We start from the raw sequence: 16,097 nt of genomic DNA on the forward strand, positions 1-16,097 counted from the left end.
TTCGCCCTATCCCTTCGAGAACATGCCGAGCATGCGTCGGGTCACGGCGAAGCCGCCGAAGATGTTGATGGACGCCAGCAGGATGGCCACGAAGGCCAGCACTCTGATCACCGCGTCGTCGAACGTGCCGAGCTGCAGCAGCGCGCCGACCACGATGATCCCGGAGATCGCGTTCGTGATCGACATCAACGGCGTGTGCAGCGCGTGGTGCACCTTGCCGATCACGTAATAGCCGATGACGACGGCGAGCATGAGCACGGTGAAGTGCTCGGGAATGGGCTGCGGCGCGAACGCCGTCACCAGCCACAGCACCACCGCGCCGACCGCGACGAAGCCCAGCTTGCGCGCCGTCGACAGCGGCTGCTTGGCCGGCTTGGCTTCGGCAAGCGCGGCGGGCTTCGCGGCCGGCGCGGCGGACACTTGCACCGGCGGCGGCGGCCAGGTCTTCTCGCCGTCGCGAACCACGGTGACCGAACGCTGCACGACGTCGTCGAAGTCGAGCACGAGCCGGCCGTCCTTCGCCGGCGTCAGCAGCTTGAGCAGGTTGACGAGGTTCGTCCCGTAGAGCTGGCTGGCCTGCTGCGGCAGCCGGCCGACGAGATCTGTGTAGCCGATGATCGTCACCTTGTTGTCCGTGACGACGACCTCGCCCGCCTTCGTGCCGGCGACGTTGCCGCCCTGCGCGGCCGCCATGTCGACGACGACGCTGCCGGCCTTCATCAGCGCGACGTCCGCGGCGGTGATCAGCTTCGGCGCCGGCCGGCCGGGGATCAGCGCCGTGGTGATGACGATGTCGACGTCGGCGGCCTGCTCGCTGTAGATCTCCGCGGCGCGCCGGTCGTAGTCCTCGGTGGTCGCCTTGGCGTAGCCGTCCGAGCTGGCTTCTTGCTCCACGTCGACCGGCAGGTACTCCCCGCCCAGCGAGCGGACCTGGTCGGCGACCTCGGGCCGCGGGTCGGTCGCGCGCACGATGGCGCCCATGCTGCTTGCCGCGCCGATCGCGGCGAGCCCGGCGACGCCGGCGCCGGCGACCAGCACCTTCGCGGGAGGCACCTTGCCCGCGGCGGTCACCTGGCCGGTGAAGAAGCGGCCGAACACGTGCGCGGCCTCGATCACCGCGCGGTAGCCGGCGATGTTCGCCATCGAGCTCAGCACGTCCAGCGACTGCGCCCGCGAGATGCGCGGCACCGCGTCCATCGCCAGCGCGGTGATCGGCCGGGCGGCGAGCTCCTCGACGAGTTCCGGCTTGAGCGCCGGGCTGAGCAGGCCGATCAGCGTCGCGTGGTCGGCGAGTTCGGCGATCTCCGCGCTGCTCGGGGCGTTCACCTTCAACACGACATCGGCCTGCCAGACGTCGTCGCCGACGATCGTCGCCCCGGCCTCGGCGTAGGCCTCGTCGCCGAAATCCGCGGCGACGCCCGCGCCGGACTGGATCGACACGTCGTAGCCGAGCCCGCGCAGTTGCTCCACCGTCTTCGGGGTGGCGGCCACCCGGGTCTCGCCGGGGGCGGACTCTCGGGGCACTCCTAGTCGCAAGGCTCGCTCCATCGTCGGGTCGGCGTTGCGGGCAATGTAGCCAACCCGCGGCGGGGCGCCCGCTTCGGTGTACGACGGGTCACCGGCACGCTTGGTACCCTAGGGCCGGCTGCCGGAGCGTTCAGCCAGCCGATCCACAAAGAGACGAGAATTGCGTGTCCGATCCAGTGACCACCGCCGAAGGCATCACCAACCCTCCGATCGACGAGTTGCTCGACCGCACCCAGAGCAAGTACGCCCTCGTCATCATCGCCGCCAAGCGCGCGCGGCAGATCAACGCCTACTACAGCCAGCTCGGCGAGGGCCTGCTCGAATACGTCGGCCCGCTGGTCGAGACGGCGCCGCAGGAGAAGCCGCTGTCCATCGCGATGCGCGAGATCAACAGCGACCTGATCGAGTTCAAGCCGTCCGACCCCGCCGCGGCGGAAGCGGTTCCCGCCGAAAGCTGATCTTCGATCCGCCGGGTTCGCGCAAGCGCTCATCGCGTCGGTGGTCACCTTCGTAGGCGGTTCGCGCTGTCTCGGGTCACAATGACGTCGTGAGCCGAGTCGTGCTGGGCGTGGGCGGCGGCATCGCCGCTTACAAGTGCGCCGACCTGTTGCGCAAGCTCGTCGAGGCCGGCCACGACGTCACCGTCGTTCCGACGGCCTCAGCGCTGCGGTTCGTCGGCGCGCCCACGTGGGCCGCGCTGTCCCGCCACCCGGTGGCGGCCGACGTGTGGACCGAGGTCGACGAGGTGCCGCATGTGCGCCTCGGCCGGCGCGCCGACCTGCTCGTCGTCGCGCCGGCCACCGCTGACCTGCTCGCCCGCGCCGCGCACGGCCTGGCCGACGACCTGCTCACCAACACGCTGTTGACCGCCCGATGTCCGGTGCTGTTCGCGCCCGCGATGCACACCGAGATGTGGGCGCACCCGGCCACCGTCGCCAACGTCGCCACGTTGCGGGCGCGCGGATCGGTCGTGCTCGAGCCGGCGAGCGGCCGGCTGACCGGCGCGGACACCGGGAAGGGCCGGCTGGCCGAGCCCGTCGAGATCGCCCAGCTGGCCGAGCTGCTGCTGCGCCGGCCGTCCGCGCTGCCGTTCGACCTCGCCGGACGGCACGTCGTCGTCAGCGCCGGCGGAACCCGCGAGCCGCTGGACCCGGTCCGTTTTCTGGGCAACGCGTCGTCCGGCAAGCAGGGCTACGCGGTGGCCGCAGTGGCCGCTGCGCGCGGCGCGCGGGTCACGCTCGCCGCCGCCAATGTCGAGCTGCCCGACCCGGCCGGCGTGGACGTCGTCCGGGTCGGCACTGCGGCGGAACTGCGCGACGCCGTCCGCAAGGCCGCCGAGGACGCCGACGCCGTGGTCATGGCGGCCGCGGTCGCCGACTTCCGGCCCGTCGACCCGGCGCTGCACAAGATCAAGAAATCGGATTCCGGACCGCCGACCATCCTGCTCGAGCAAACTCCGGACGTCCTGGCCGAGCTCGTCGCCACGCGCCGGGACGGCCAGGTGCTTGTCGGTTTCGCGGCCGAGACGGGGGACACCGGCGCTACGGTGCTCGAGCACGGCCGCGCCAAGCTCGCCCGCAAGGGCGCCGACCTGCTCGTCGTCAACGCCGTCGGGCCTGGCCGGGCGTTCGGCCAGGCCGACAACGCCGGCGTGCTGCTCGGCGCGGACGGCTCGGAGCAGGTGGTGGAGTTCGGCCCGAAGGCGGTGCTCGCCGCCGCGATCTGGGACGCCGTCGCTGCGCGACTTGTGTGATGGGTCGCTGCGCGACTTGTGTGACGGGTCGCTGCGCGGCTCGGGTGATGTCCACGGCTTCCCCTCCACGCCGATAGACTTCGGCGTCCGTTCTTCTCGCACTAGCTGGAGTCTCAGTGGCCCGTCGCCTGTTCACGTCCGAGTCCGTCACCGAGGGGCACCCCGACAAGATCGCTGACCAGATCAGCGACTCGATCCTCGACGCGCTGCTCGCCGAGGACCCATCCAGCCGGGTGGCCGTCGAAACGTTGATCATGACGGGGCAGGTGCACGTCGCCGGCGAGGTGACCACCACCGCGTACGCGGACATCCCGAAACTGGTCCGCGACCGCATCCTCGAGATCGGCTACGACTCCTCGCGCAAGGGCTTCGACGGCGAGTCCTGCGGCGTGAGCATCTCGATCGGCAGCCAGAGCCCGGACATCGCGCAGGGCGTCGACAGCGCGTACGAGGCGCGGGTCGAGGGCAGCGAGGACGCCATCGCCGCCCAGGGCGCAGGCGACCAGGGCCTGATGTTCGGCTATGCCAGCGACGAGACGCCCGAGCTGATGCCGTTGCCGATCTGGCTGGCGCACCGGCTCGCCGAAAAGCTCACCGAGGTGCGCAAGAACGGCACCGTGCCCTACCTGCGGCCCGACGGCAAGACCCAGGTGACGATCGAGTACGTCGACGGCAAGGCGACGCGGCTCGACACCGTCGTCGTCTCCAGCCAGCACGCCGACGACATCGACCTCGACACGCTGCTCAAGCCCGACATCGAAGAGCACGTCGTCCGCCCGGTGCTCGACGCCCTCGATCTCGACACCGAGGGCTACCGGCTGCTGGTCAACCCCACCGGGCGTTTCGTGATCGGCGGGCCGATGGGCGACGCCGGCCTGACCGGCCGCAAGATCATCGTCGACACCTACGGCGGCATGGCCCGGCACGGCGGCGGCGCGTTCTCCGGCAAGGACCCGTCGAAGGTCGACCGCTCAGCCGCCTACGCCATGCGCTGGGTGGCGAAGAACGTCGTGGCGGCGAAGCTCGCGTCGCGGTGCGAGGTGCAGGTCGCCTACGCGATCGGCAAGGCCGAGCCGGTGGGCCTGTTCGTCGAGACGTTCGGCACCGAGACCGTCGACGTCGACAAGATCGCCGACGCGATCACCCAGGTGTTCGACCTGCGGCCGGCCGCGATCATCCGCGACCTCGACCTGAAGCGGCCGATCTACGCCCAGACCGCCGCCTACGGCCACTTCGGCCGCGAGCTGCCGGACTTCACCTGGGAGCGCACCGACCGCGCCGAGCAGCTCGCCAAACTCGCTGGAGAATGATCCGCCGGGTTCGCGGCCCGATCTGACCCCTCGCAAGCTCGGGGCCGTCTCGCGCTGCGACGCTCGCTCCGCTCGCCCGCAAGCTCGCTGCGCTCGCGCGGCGGCGGGCTCTTGCACCCCACGAAATCGCAAAGAACACGATTTCGCGGGGACCCCGCCTGGCGCGAGCGCTCATCGCGTGGGTGGTCCGCTCAAAGGGTCAGGCCCGACTGATAGGCATGCCGGATGAGCAGCGGGGCCGGGGCGGGGCCGGCGGCGTCCCGAACTCCGGCCTCGGTGGACCCGGTGGCGTCGCTATATGTCGACGTGCCGTTGCCGCACCTGGACCGGACCTTCGACTACCTGGTGCCCGACTCGCTGGACGAGCAGGTGCAGGCCGGCTCGCGGGTCCGCGTCCGCTTCGCCGGCAGGCTGGTCGACGCGTACGTGATCAGTCGCAGCCCGGCCAGCGAGCACGAGGGGACGCTCGCCTACGTCGAACGCGCGGTCGGCGCAGAGCCCGTCCTGACCGCCGAGACGACGGCGCTGTTCCGGGCGGTCGCCGACCGTTGGGCCGGCAACTTCGTCGACGTCGTGCGGCTCGGCGTGCCGGCCCGGCACGCGCGCGCGGAATCGGCTGCGGCGCCGAGTCCGGCGGGCGAGCTGCCGCCGGCCGCCGACTCCGGGTTCGAGCGGTATCGGGCCGGTCCGTCCTACCTGACCGCAGTAGGCGACGGGCGACCGGCGCGGGCGGTGTGGTCGGCGTTGCCGGGGGAGGACTGGGCGGCACGCTTCGCCGCGGCGGCCGCCATCGCGGTGCGGGCCGGCCGCGGCGCGATCCTGGTCGTCCCCGACAACCGCGACCTCGCCCGGCTCGACGCGGCGATGACCGCCGCGCTCGGCATCGGCCGGCACGTCGTCCTGGCCGCCGACCTCGGGCCGCCCGAGCGCTACCGCCGCTGGCTCGCGGTGCGCCGCGGGGGCGTCCGCGTCGCCATCGGCACCAGGGCGGCGGCGTACGCGCCGGTCGACGAGCTCGGCCTCGTCGCGGTGTGGGACGACGGCGACGACCTGCACGCCGAGCCGCGGGCTCCGTATCCGCACACCCGAGACATCCTCACGTTGCGGTCAGCGCAGAGCGGGGCGGCGCTGCTCATCGGCGGGTTCGCGCGCACCGCGGAGGCGCAGCAGCTGGTCGCCGCCGGCTGGGCGCACGACATCGCCGCCGACCGGACCACACTGCGCGCCGCGGCCCCGCGGGTGCAGGCGGTGGCCGACGACGTCGAAGTCGCGCGCGATCCCGCCGCGGCCGCGGCCCGGCTGCCCAGCCTCGCCTGGCGCACCACGAAGCAGGCGCTGCAGGACGGCCGTCCGGTGCTGGTGCAGGTGCCGCGCCGCGGATACGTCCCCTCTCTGGCGTGCGCGCGAGACCGCACGCCGGCGCGGTGCGGCGTCTGCTCCGGGCCGCTGGGCTCGGCGGGGTCACAGGCGGTGCCCGCCTGCCGCTGGTGTGGCCGGCCGGCCGCGCAGTGGGCCTGCCCGACGTGCGGCGGTCATCGGCTCCGTGCGCTCGTCGTCGGCGCCGGCCGCACCGCCGAGGAGCTTGGCCGCGCGTTCGCCGGCTTTGCGGTGCGCACCTCCGGCGGCGACCACGTGCTCGCCGACGTCGGGGACGAGCCTGCGCTCGTCGTCGCCACGCCGGGCGCCGAGCCGACGGCCGCCGGCGGGTACGGCGCCGCCCTGCTGCTCGACGGATGGGCGCTGCTGGCGCGCCCCGACCTGCGCGCGGCCGAAGAGGCGCTGCGCCGCTGGATGAACGCCGCGGCGCTCGTCCGTCCTGACGGCGCCGTCATCGTGGGCGCCGACGCCGGTGTTCCCGTCGTTCAGGCGCTGATCCGCTGGGATCCGGTCGGCGCGGCCGTGCGGGAACTTGCTGAACGCGCCGAGCTGGGCTTTCCGCCAGCCGTGCGGATGGCCGCGTTGACCGGGCCGGCGCCGGCGGTCGCCGAACTCGTCGCCGGTTTGTCGCTGCCGGCCGGCGGCGAGCTGCTCGGCTCGGCACCAGTCGCAGCCGCCGGCGTCAGCGGTGAGCCGGCCGAGCGGGTGCTGTTACGGGTGCCGCGCGGCGACGGCGCCGACCTGGCCCGGCAGCTACACGTCTCCGCCGCGGCCCGCTCTGCCCGGCGCTCGGCCGAGCCGGTGCGGATCGAGCTCGACCCGGCCGCGTTGGGCTGACAGAAATGCAGCACTTGACCGTCTGCGGCCGAGGTGCGGCGGTCATCTGCCGATGGAGCGAGGCGTGACACCAGCGATCATCGAGCGATATCAGCTAAAACGCAAACTGTTGACGAAGTGCGCGTGCACAACGCGAGCCTTTGCGAGGTAGTCGCTCGATTCATCAGTAGGACTGACGATCGTTTGCAAGAACAGGATGCGATTGCCAGCCTGGACAGTCCGGATCAACCAAACGTTTGGAATTCGCGGCGGGCTGAACGGCGTGAAGAAAAGGCGCCCTTCGGTTGCCCGGTGTCCCGAATAGGTGAAGGTGCGTCTCTCAAGGACCCTTGCGTCGACTTTCCCGACCTGCTTGAACTGAGAGACGATGGTGTCGAAGAACGCGTCCTGCAACTGTCTACCGACGGTTGGCGAGGCCGTCTTGTACATGGTCGCCGAAATGAGCCCTGAGTTGGAGAGCTGACTCAGGTCGTACGTGTAGCTGGTGACGTTGAGGCCCCGACGTTTCTCAATCTTCGCCGGCACAGCTTCAGGCAACGTGAACCGGACGTTATAGGAAGTGTTGTTGATGGCTGCCCAATTTTGGCTCCGCAATCTGTCGAGCTCATACGCGAGCTCGTTCGGCGAAGCCAGCGAAGGTGGATCGGGAGGTGAGGAGACGTGACGCGATGTGGGTGCGTGAATCGCCGACAAACTGCCTGGAGCAATGAGCCCAGATCGACTGCAACCGCTGATGAGCGCTACGCCGGCCATTGCCGCGGCAATGAGTGGTCTGCGGATAATCACGATCGAGGGTCCCCACCAATTCGACGTCGCCGCTGAATCATCGAGAATCACATCTTATCGTGGGCTCCGCAACTTCGTGCAGTCGCGCGACCCGCACCCTGCGGCCGTTCTTATGCAGTCTCGGGCGCAGAGGCCCGAAAATGACACAAGTTCGGCAGGCGCGCGCCTCCATTGCAATGCTGGCCCAGCCGCGGCGGACGGCGTCAGCTCATCGCGCTGCCGTGCCCAGCGGCGGCGCGCGCGTCGTCGGCCTCGAGCGCGTCCTCGTAGGCGACGTCCTCGCCGGGCGCGGCCGGCACGGCGAGCGCGTCGCCTTCGCGGGCCACCGCCTCGCCGATCGTCTCGTGGTGCTGTTCGCCGAGCGCGTCGGCGTGCACGAACCGCTCGCCGCGCATCAGGGACGCGCCGGCGGCCAGCAGCAGCATCAGGATCGAGGCGCTGAACGCGATGAACAGGCCGTGCCGGAAGGGGTCGGAGATCAGGTTCGGGAAGAAGTGCCCGTTGTAGATCGTGTTGCCGACCGCCGCATGCGCGTTGGGCACCAGCTCGCGGATCGGGTTGTCGCCGAGGAACGCCGCGAACAACAGCCCCACCGGCGAGGCTTGCGACGCCGCGTGCGCGGACGCGGCCGACACCCCGGCGCCCGTCAGCCCGGATGCCATCGCGGCCGGCAGCCGGCTGGCCAAACCCACCGCCATCAGCGTGAAGAAGCCGCCCATCGACAGCACCATGCCGGCGTTCATGCCAGTGGCCCGGATCCCGGACGCCGCGCCCCGCGCGGACGCCGGCACCGCGTTCATGATCGCCGCCGCGTTTGGCGCGGCCATCAGGCCCATGCCGATGCCGTTGAGCGCGAGCAACCCGGCGAACAGCACGTAATTGAAATCGGCCGGCAGCGCGATCAGCCCGACGAACGTCAGCGCCGTCAGCAGCAGGCCGCCGGTCGCGAACGCGCGCGCGCCGAACCGGTCGGACACCGCGCCGGAGGCCGGCCCCGCGATCAGGAAGCCCAGCGTCAGCGGCAGCATGTAGATGCCGGCCCACAGCGGGGTGTCGGCGAAGTTGTAGCCGTGCAGCGGCAGCCAAATGCCCTGCAGCCAGATGATCAGCATGAACTGCAGCCCGCCGCGCGACATCGAGGCGAGCAGGTTGACCGTCTGCCCGGCCGCGAACGCGCGGATCCGGAACAGCTTGAGGTCGACCATCGGGTCGCTGACCTTGGTCTCGATCACGCCGAAGAGCACGAGCAGCGCGACGCCGCCGATGAGCCCGACGAGCACGCGGGGCGCCGTCCAGCCCATGGTGTGCCCGCCGTAGGGCTGCAGGCCGTACACGATGCCGACCAGCAGCGCGATCAGCCCGACACCGAAGGTGAGGTTGCCCCACCAGTCGATGGTCACCCGCTTGGAACGGTCGCGCGGCTTGTCGTGCAAGGTGCGGTAGCCCATCCAGGTGCCCCAGATGCCGAGCGGCACGCTCACCCAGAACACCGCGCGCCAGTCCCACTCCGACAGCACGCCGCCGACGATCAGGCCGAGGAACGAGCCGGCGAGCGCGGACACCTGGTTCACGCCGAGCGCGAAACCGCGTCTGTCGGGCGGGAACGCGTCGGTGATCAGCGCCGTCGAATTCGCGATCAGCATCGCGCCGCCGACGCCTTGCACGACCCGAAGAAGGATGATCTCCAGCGCGCCCGCCGCGCCGCTGTTGGGCACCAGCGCGCAGCCGATCGAGCCGATCGTGAAGATCAGGAAGCCGAGATTGAACAGCTTTGCCCGGCCGTACTGGTCGCCGAGCCGGCCGAAGGTCACCACCAGCACCGCGGTGACGAGCAGGAAGCCCATCAGCATCCAGAGCAGGTAGCTGATGTTCTGCGGCGCCAGCGGATCGAGGCCGAGGCCCTTGAAGATCGCCGGCAGCGAGATCAGCAGGATCGAGGAGTTCAGCGTCGCCGCGAGGATGCCGACCGTCGTCACGGACAGCGCGATCCGGCGGTCGTGGGCGTCTGGAGAATGCACGGTGGTCCCTTCGTTCGTTAGCCATCCTAACTATCGACGGGAGCCGACCGCATCCCGGTCCCATAGTTAGACTCGCCACGTGTCGCGACGACAGGACGGCCGCGCGTGACCGAGCTTGCGAGGTCGCCAATGTGGCCAGCACGCCGTCACCGCCCGACGAAGGAGGGCGCGTGACCGAGCTTGCGAGGTCGCCAATGTGGCCAGCACGCCGTCACCGCCCGACGAAGGAGGGCGCGTGACCGTGCAGCCCATCCGGCTGTTCGGCGACCCGGTGCTGCGCACGGCCGCCGAGCCGGTAGTCGACTTCGACAAGGAGCTGCGCATCCTCGTCGCCGACCTCGAGCAGACGATGGCCGATGCGCCGGGGCAGGGCCTCGCCGCCCCGCAGATCGGCGTCGGGCTGCGGGTGTTCACCTTCAACGTGCACGACTCGATGTCCGGCCACCTGGTCAACCCCGTCCTGCACTTCCCGGACGACGAGGAGCAGGACGGCCCCGAAGGCTGCCTGTCGATCCCGGGCCTGACCTTCGACTGCCGCCGCAAGGCGAACGTGGTGGCGCACGGCCAGAACATGTGGGGCGACCCGATCACCGTCGAGGGCACCGCGATGCTCGCTCGGTGCGTGCAACACGAGACGGACCACCTCGACGGCGTGCTATTCGTCGACCGCCTCGACGCGGAGACCCGCAAGGCGGCCCTGCGGGCGATCCGAGAGGCGGACTGGGCTGGCGGCGCGCGCCCTGTCGTCAAGGTCAGCCCGCACCCCGGCGCGGCCGCCGGCCGATGAGGGCCCGCCCGCACCCGGAGCGCCGGTGAGGCTGGTCTTCGCCGGCACGCCGGCGCCCGCAGTGCCCGCGCTGCGCGCCCTGCTCGACTCGCCGCGCCACGAGGTCGTCGCCGCGCTCACCCGGCCTGCCGCCCGCGCCGGCCGCGGCCGGACGGTGGCCGCCTCGCCGGTCGCCGCGCTCGCCGCCGAGGCGGGCGTCCCGGTGTTGACCCCGGACCGGCCGGCCGACCCGGACTTCCTCGCCGAGCTCGCCGCCCTGGCGCCGGACTGCTGCGCCGTCGTCGCCTACGGCGCGCTGCTGCGCCCGGCGACGCTGGCCGTTCCGCGGCATGGCTGGGTGAACCTGCACTTCTCGCTGCTGCCCGCGTGGCGGGGCGCCGCGCCGGTGCAGCACGCGCTGCTGCACGGCGACGAGGTCACCGGCGCGTCCACCTTCCTGATCGAGCAAGGGCTGGACACCGGTCCGGTCTACGGCGTCGTGACCGAGACCGTCCGCCCCGCCGACACCGCCGGCGACCTGCTCGCGCGGCTGGCGGTCAGCGGCGCGGGGCTGCTGGCGGCGACGATGGACGGCATCGCCGACGGGACGCTCGAGGCGCGCCCGCAACGGGCCGACGGCGTGTCGCTGGCGCCGAAGATCACCGTTGCCGACGCCCGGCTGGACTGGGCACAACCCGGCCGGCACCTCGAACGGCAATCCCGCGCCTGCACGCCGGCCCCGGGGCCGTGGACAATGTTTCGCGGCGAGCGGGTGAAGGTCGGCCCGCTGCGGCTGAAGGTCGCCCGCGACCTCGCGCCCGGCGAGCTGCTCGTCGAGAGGTCCGCGGTGTCGGTCGGCACCGGCTCGCTGGACGTCGAGCTCACCACCGTCCAACCTGCGGGCAAGCGGCCGTTGCCGGCGGCGGACTGGGCGCGCGGCGCTCGCCCGGCGGCGGGCGAGCGCCTTGGCTGACCGGCACGTCGCGGGGCCGGCCGGTCGCGGCGGCTCGGGAGGCGGCTCCGGAGGCGGCTCAGCCAGCGGTCGCGGCGGCAGCCGCGGGCGGCGCTCCGCCCGGCCCGGCGCCAGGCCGGTCCGGGCGGCCCGACCGGCGACCCCGCGGCCGCGGGCCGCCGTCGATCCAGCGCGGCTGGCCGCCTACGAGCTGCTGCGCGGCGTCGCCGCGGACGGCGCCTACGCCAACCTGCTGCTGCCCCGGCTGCTCGCCGACCGCGGGCTCGGCGGCCGGGACGCCGCGTTGGCCACCGAGCTCGGCTACGGCACGCTGCGCGCCGCCGGCACGCTCGACGAGATTCTCGGGCGCTGCGCGGACCGGCCGCTCGCCGACGTCCAGCCCGAGGTGCTCGACGTCCTGCGGCTGGGCGCCTACCAGCTGCTGCGTACCCGTATCCCGCCGCACGCGGCGCTCGCGACGACGGTCGACCTGGCGCACGCGGTCGGCCAGGGCCGGGCCGGCGGCTTCGTCAACGCCGTGCTGCGCAAGGTGTCCGCGCGCGATTGGGCCAACTGGGCCGACGAGCTGTCCGCCGGCGGCGGCCGGCTGCGGACGCTCGCGGTGCGAACGGCGCACCCGGACTGGATCGTCGCCGCCTTCGCCGCCGCGCTCGGCGACGACCTCGACGGCCAGCTCGCCGAGACCGCCCGGGCGCTCGAGGCCGACGAGGTCCGGCCGAGCACCCACCTGGTCGCGTGGCCGGGCCGCAGCGAGCGCGCCGAACTCCTCGACCAGGTGGGCGGCGAGCCCGGCCCTTACTCGCCGTACGCGGTGCGGATGGCCGGCGGCGACCCGGCCGGTGCGGCGGCGGTCCGCGAGCGACGCGCCGGCGTCCAGGACGAGGGCAGCCAGCTGTGCGCGCTCGCGCTCGCCGCCGCCCCGATCGAGGGCCGCGACGAGGAGTGGCTGGACCTCTGCGCCGGGCCGGGCGGCAAGGCCGCCCTGCTCGCCGGCCTGGCCGCGCAGCGCGGCGCCGGGCTGCGCGCCAACGAGCTGCGCGCGCACCGCGCCGAGCTGGTCCGCTCGGTGACCGGGCACTGGCACGTCGACGTCCGGGTCGGCGACGCCCGCAGCTACCCGCCACGCGCGGACGGCTTCGACCGGATCCTGGTGGACGCGCCGTGCACCGGACTGGGCGCGCTGCGCCGCCGTCCCGAGGCGCGCTGGCGACGCACCGCAGACGACCTCATCGAGCTGCAGCAGCTGCAGCGCGACCTGCTCGCCGCGGCGCTGCGCCTGGTGCGGCCGGGCGGCGTCGTCGCCTATGTCACCTGCTCGCCGCACCTGGCCGAGACGGCCGAGGTCGTCGCGAGCGCCGGCGGGCACGACCTCATCGACGCGCGTCCGCTGTTCGGCGGCGCTGCCGATCTGGGCGCCGGCCCGACCGTCCAGCTCTGGCCGCACCGGCACGGCACCGACGCCATGTTCTGCGCGCTGCTGCGCGGCTGACCCGCCGTGCTGCAGCAATCCCGGACGGCTCGGGTCAGTTGCCTCATGCGGTCGGGACGGCCCGGCCTCGAAGGTCCTCCATGTCTGGATGTCGACGATGTGGAGAACTGTCATGAACCTGTCCTTGGGGCCTCGCTGCGCGCGCGCCGGGTATTTCCGGGCTGTCGCCGTCGGAATTGCCCTGCTGGTCGGCGCCGCCGGCTGCAGCAGTTCGCACCCGGCCGCGAAGGACCCGAAGTCCAGCACGTCCAGCACGTCCAGCACGTCCAGCACGTCCAGCACGCCGAGTACGTCGCCCGCGCCGCGGGCTGACGGGCCGGCGAACGTGCTCGACATCGTCGAGCACCACCTGGCGTACTCGATCTCCGGGACGCCGCGTCCCGGGCTCGTCACGATCAAGGTCGACAACGAAGACACCGCGCTGCACGAGACCACCATGGCGCTGCTCAAGCCCGGCGTGACGCTGGCGCAGGTCAAGCGCGCGCTGGCCTCGAAGAATCCGGACAGCGCCTCGGCCAAGCTCGTCCAGAACCCGGACGTCGAGCTGTCGGGCCCGGTGGCGCTCGGCGCGAAGCGGACGGACGCGGTCACGGTGCGGCTCGCCGCCGGCCACTACGCGGTGTTCTCGTTCCTGCCCGCCGCGGGCGGCGGCTTCCAGGCGACAAGGGGCATGGTCGGCGAGTTCACGGTGGCCGGCGCCCCGTCGAACACGGCGCCGACGACGGTCGGCGCCGTCGAGCTCAGGGACACCGGCATCACCCTGCCCGCGAACTTCTCCGCCGGCGGCGTATTCGCGGTGCACAACGCGGGCAAGGCGCCGCACGACCTCACCCTGCTCGCCGTCGGCCGGCTGTCCGCGCTGGCCTTCACCGGGTGCTACCTGAAGAACTTCAGCGCGGACAAGCCGATCGACGGATGCTCCGGCGCGATCGACGGCGGGGTCAGCATGGTCGCGCCGGGCGCCACCGCCTACCTCGACGTCACCTTCCGTCCGGGCCGGTACGCCTACTTCTCGACGTCCGGCAAGACCCCGGTGGCCGACATCAACGCCGGCCTCGTCGGAACCTTCACCGCCAAGTGACCCGACGTCCCACCGGCTGATCGCGACGTTCCGCCCATACCGCGCGACCGAGTCGAGGGCTGATGACAGTGGACAGGTCGGATGCTTCGATGATCGCCATGACCGCGCTGGACGGGGCGCCGCCCACGCCGGGGGAGCTGCGCGCGACCCCGCACCGCGCCGGGGTCCTGGCCGCCCGCGGCCTGCTCGTGCTCGTGCCGGTGGCGTCGGCGGCCGCCGTCGTGCTCCACCTGCACAACGGCGGCACCGACATCACGTCGTGGTGGTATGCGAACGTGACGATGGCGCTCGCGGCCCTGCCCCCGGCCGTCCTGCTGCTGCGCCGGATCCCGGCCAACCCGATCGGCTGGTTGTTCGCCACGTTCTGCCTCTGCGAGTCGCTGTGCGCCGCGGGCCGGGAGTACCTGGTGCTCGGCTACCACGGGGCGGACGTGCCGGGGTGGCTCTGGGTCGGCTGGATCTGCGACTCGCTGTACATCGTCCCGTCGATCCCGATCGCGCTCATGCTGTTCCCCGATCTCGAGTCGGTCTCGCGCGGGGCACGGCTGGCAGTCGGGTTCTCGGTGGTCGGGTTCGTCGTCGGCGAGTTCGGCTTCCTGTTCACGACCGAGGAGCCGTTGACGGTGGACGGGCACGTCTTCGCGACTCCCGGCCTGCAGCTGTTCCCGAACGGCCTGGCCGATCTCGCGTCGACGGTGGGGGAGTTCGCCGCGATCGCGACCCTGCCGCTGGCGATCGCCATACTCGTCGCGCGCTATCGGCGCTCGTCCGGCGAGCGGCGGCAGCAGCTGAAGTGGGTGGTGTTCGCCGGCGTCCTCGCCGCGATCGAACTGGCGACGGAGTTCATTCCCGCCAACCGCTTCGCGGTGCCGGACAGCGCTGTGATGCAGTGTCTGCTGCCCGCCGCGATCACCGTCGCGATCCTGCGGCACCGCCTGTTCGACATCGACGTCGTCATCGACCGCACGCTGGTGTTCGTTGCGCTCACGTCGCTCGTCGTCGGCGCCTATGTGGGTGTCATCGCGCTGGCCGACCTCGTCTTCGGGGAACGGACGCGTCCGGGCCCGGGCTTGATCGCGACGGCGCTGGTCGCGGTCGCGTTCTCGCCCGTGCGGGCTTTGGTGCAGCGACGCGTCGACCGCCTCGTGTACGGCAACCGCCGCAACCCCTACGGCGCGATGACCGAGCTGGGCCAGCGTCTGGAACAGGTCGGCCACGGCGAGTCCGCGGTGGTGATCGACGCCGTCCGCAAGGCCCTCGACCTGCCCTACGCCGCGATCGTCGGCTCGGACGGAGCGCTGCTCGCCGAGACCGGCCAGCGCGGGCCCGGGCCGGCCGTGGAGCAATTGCTCACCTATCAGGGTCGCACCGTCGCGACCATGCTCGTCGAGGCCCGGCGCGGCGCCCAGCTCGACCGGGCCGAACGGCGCCTGCTCGCCGACCTCGGCCGGCAGGCCGGCGCGGTCGTGCACGCGGTTCGGTTGTCCGCCGACCTGCAGTCGTCCCGCCAGCGGCTGGTGAACGTCAAGGAGAACGAGCGCCGGCGGCTGCGTCGCGACCTGCACGACGGGCTGGGGCCCAAGCTGGCCGCGGCCGGTCTCAAACTCGACGCCGCGCGCACCGTCATGGACTCCGAACCCGGCCGCAGCCACGAGCTGATCGGCGACGTGCGCGGCGACATCCGCTCGATGATCGACGACATCCGCCGGCTCGTGTACGCGCTGCGGCCGCCGACCCTGGACGAGTTGGGTCTGGCCGGCGCGATCCGTGAGTGCGTCGACCGGTTCGAGGTGTCGACGACCGACGCCCCGAGCATGACGGTCCAGGCGCCCGAGTCGCTGCCGGCCCTGCCCGCCGCGGTCGAGGTCGCCGCGTACCGGATCGTCAACGAGGCGGTCACCAACGTCGTCCGTCATGCCGACGCCCGGCACTGCCTGGTCCGCCTGCACGCCGACTGCGGGCTGGTGATCAGCGTCCACGACGACGGCACGGGGCTGCCGGCTGGCTGGCGCCCCGGTGTGGGCACCTCGTCGATGTCCGAACGCGCCGAGGAGCTGGGCGGCACGCTGCGGATCGTGACGCGCCCGGAGATCGACGGCACGCAGGTGTCGGTGCGCATCCCGATCGACGGTGCCCGGTGACGTCAGCCGACGACGAGACGGTGCGCGTGCTGCTCGCCG

12 protein-coding genes are annotated in these 16,097 nt (G+C 72.3%); 9 read left to right on the forward strand and 3 right to left on the reverse strand.

The annotated features are described in order from the left end of the window. Positions 1 to 6 precede the first annotated feature (6 nt). Positions 7 to 1,548 (reverse strand): Re/Si-specific NAD(P)(+) transhydrogenase subunit alpha, encoded by a 1,542-nt coding sequence (locus ACFFBG_RS02655; protein WP_375475324.1) that lies wholly within the window; start codon positions 1,546 to 1,548, stop codon positions 7 to 9. 143 nt (positions 1,549 to 1,691) lie between these two features. Between ACFFBG_RS02655 and rpoZ the strand changes: the two genes are divergently transcribed. From rpoZ to ACFFBG_RS02675, 4 genes are all read left to right on the forward strand, one after another. Beyond that, on the forward strand, positions 1,692 to 1,985 hold the full coding sequence (gene rpoZ / locus ACFFBG_RS02660; RefSeq protein WP_375475326.1) for a DNA-directed RNA polymerase subunit omega: 294 nt from the start codon (positions 1,692 to 1,694) through the stop codon (positions 1,983 to 1,985). Positions 1,986 to 2,074: 89 nt separating this feature from the next. Next, on the forward strand, positions 2,075 to 3,280 hold the full coding sequence (gene coaBC / locus ACFFBG_RS02665; RefSeq protein ID WP_375475328.1) for a bifunctional phosphopantothenoylcysteine decarboxylase/phosphopantothenate--cysteine ligase CoaBC: 1,206 nt from the start codon (positions 2,075 to 2,077) through the stop codon (positions 3,278 to 3,280). Positions 3,281 to 3,396: 116 nt separating this feature from the next. Beyond that, positions 3,397 to 4,590: a methionine adenosyltransferase gene (gene metK, locus ACFFBG_RS02670; protein ID WP_375475330.1), complete on the forward strand. Its 1,194-nt coding sequence runs from the start codon at positions 3,397 to 3,399 to the stop codon at positions 4,588 to 4,590. A 225-nt stretch (positions 4,591 to 4,815) separates the two neighbouring features. After that, positions 4,816 to 6,804: a primosomal protein N' gene (locus ACFFBG_RS02675; protein ID WP_375475332.1), complete on the forward strand. Its 1,989-nt coding sequence runs from the start codon at positions 4,816 to 4,818 to the stop codon at positions 6,802 to 6,804. Positions 6,805 to 6,894: 90 nt separating this feature from the next. Here ACFFBG_RS02675 and ACFFBG_RS02680 read toward each other — a convergent pair whose 3' ends face one another. Next, positions 6,895 to 7,641 (reverse strand): hypothetical protein, encoded by a 747-nt coding sequence (locus ACFFBG_RS02680; protein ID WP_375475334.1) that lies wholly within the window; start codon positions 7,639 to 7,641, stop codon positions 6,895 to 6,897. A gap of 152 nt (positions 7,642 to 7,793) precedes the next feature. Beyond that, positions 7,794 to 9,608: an MFS transporter gene (locus ACFFBG_RS02685; RefSeq protein ID WP_375475336.1), complete on the reverse strand. Its 1,815-nt coding sequence runs from the start codon at positions 9,606 to 9,608 to the stop codon at positions 7,794 to 7,796. Between the two features lie 235 nt (positions 9,609 to 9,843). On the opposite strand from ACFFBG_RS02685, the gene def reads away from it, so the two are divergent. The 5 genes from def (at position 9,844) to ACFFBG_RS02710 (ending at position 16,058) form a co-directional block, all read left to right on the forward strand. Further along, positions 9,844 to 10,395: a peptide deformylase gene (def, locus tag ACFFBG_RS02690; RefSeq protein WP_375475338.1), complete on the forward strand. Its 552-nt coding sequence runs from the start codon at positions 9,844 to 9,846 to the stop codon at positions 10,393 to 10,395. Positions 10,396 to 10,420: 25 nt separating this feature from the next. Next, positions 10,421 to 11,347, forward strand: coding sequence for a methionyl-tRNA formyltransferase (gene fmt, locus ACFFBG_RS02695; protein WP_375475340.1), 927 nt, complete (start codon positions 10,421 to 10,423; stop codon positions 11,345 to 11,347). Beyond that, positions 11,340 to 12,836: an RsmB/NOP family class I SAM-dependent RNA methyltransferase gene (locus ACFFBG_RS02700; RefSeq protein WP_375475342.1), complete on the forward strand. Its 1,497-nt coding sequence runs from the start codon at positions 11,340 to 11,342 to the stop codon at positions 12,834 to 12,836. The genes fmt and ACFFBG_RS02700 overlap by 8 nt, the downstream gene beginning before the upstream one ends. A gap of 112 nt (positions 12,837 to 12,948) precedes the next feature. Further along, the gene (locus ACFFBG_RS02705; protein WP_375475344.1) at positions 12,949 to 13,917 is read left to right on the forward strand and encodes a hypothetical protein; all 969 of its coding nucleotides are present in this window, start codon (positions 12,949 to 12,951) and stop codon (positions 13,915 to 13,917) included. An 89-nt stretch (positions 13,918 to 14,006) separates the two neighbouring features. Further along, complete coding sequence (locus ACFFBG_RS02710; RefSeq protein ID WP_375475346.1) at positions 14,007 to 16,058, forward strand: sensor histidine kinase; 2,052 nt, start codon at positions 14,007 to 14,009, stop codon at positions 16,056 to 16,058. The last annotated feature ends 39 nt before the right edge of the window (positions 16,059 to 16,097 follow it).

The sequence above is a fragment of the uncultured Jatrophihabitans sp. genome, assembly GCF_964251945.1.
Classification (GTDB): Bacteria; Actinomycetota; Actinomycetes; order Mycobacteriales; family Jatrophihabitantaceae; genus Jatrophihabitans.

Bases quoted from the DNA above. Each gene is read 5' to 3' on its own strand.
- ACFFBG_RS02655 (WP_375475324.1), bottom strand. From the start codon at position 1,548: ATGGAGCGAGCCTTGCGACTAGGAGTGCCCCGAGAGTCCGCCCCCGGC.
- ACFFBG_RS02705 (WP_375475344.1), top strand. From the start codon at position 12,949: ATGAACCTGTCCTTGGGGCCTCGCTGCGCGCGCGCCGGGTATTTCCGG.
- ACFFBG_RS02710 (WP_375475346.1), top strand. From the start codon at position 14,007: ATGATCGCCATGACCGCGCTGGACGGGGCGCCGCCCACGCCGGGGGAG.
- ACFFBG_RS02675 (WP_375475332.1), top strand. From the start codon at position 4,816: ATGAGCAGCGGGGCCGGGGCGGGGCCGGCGGCGTCCCGAACTCCGGCC.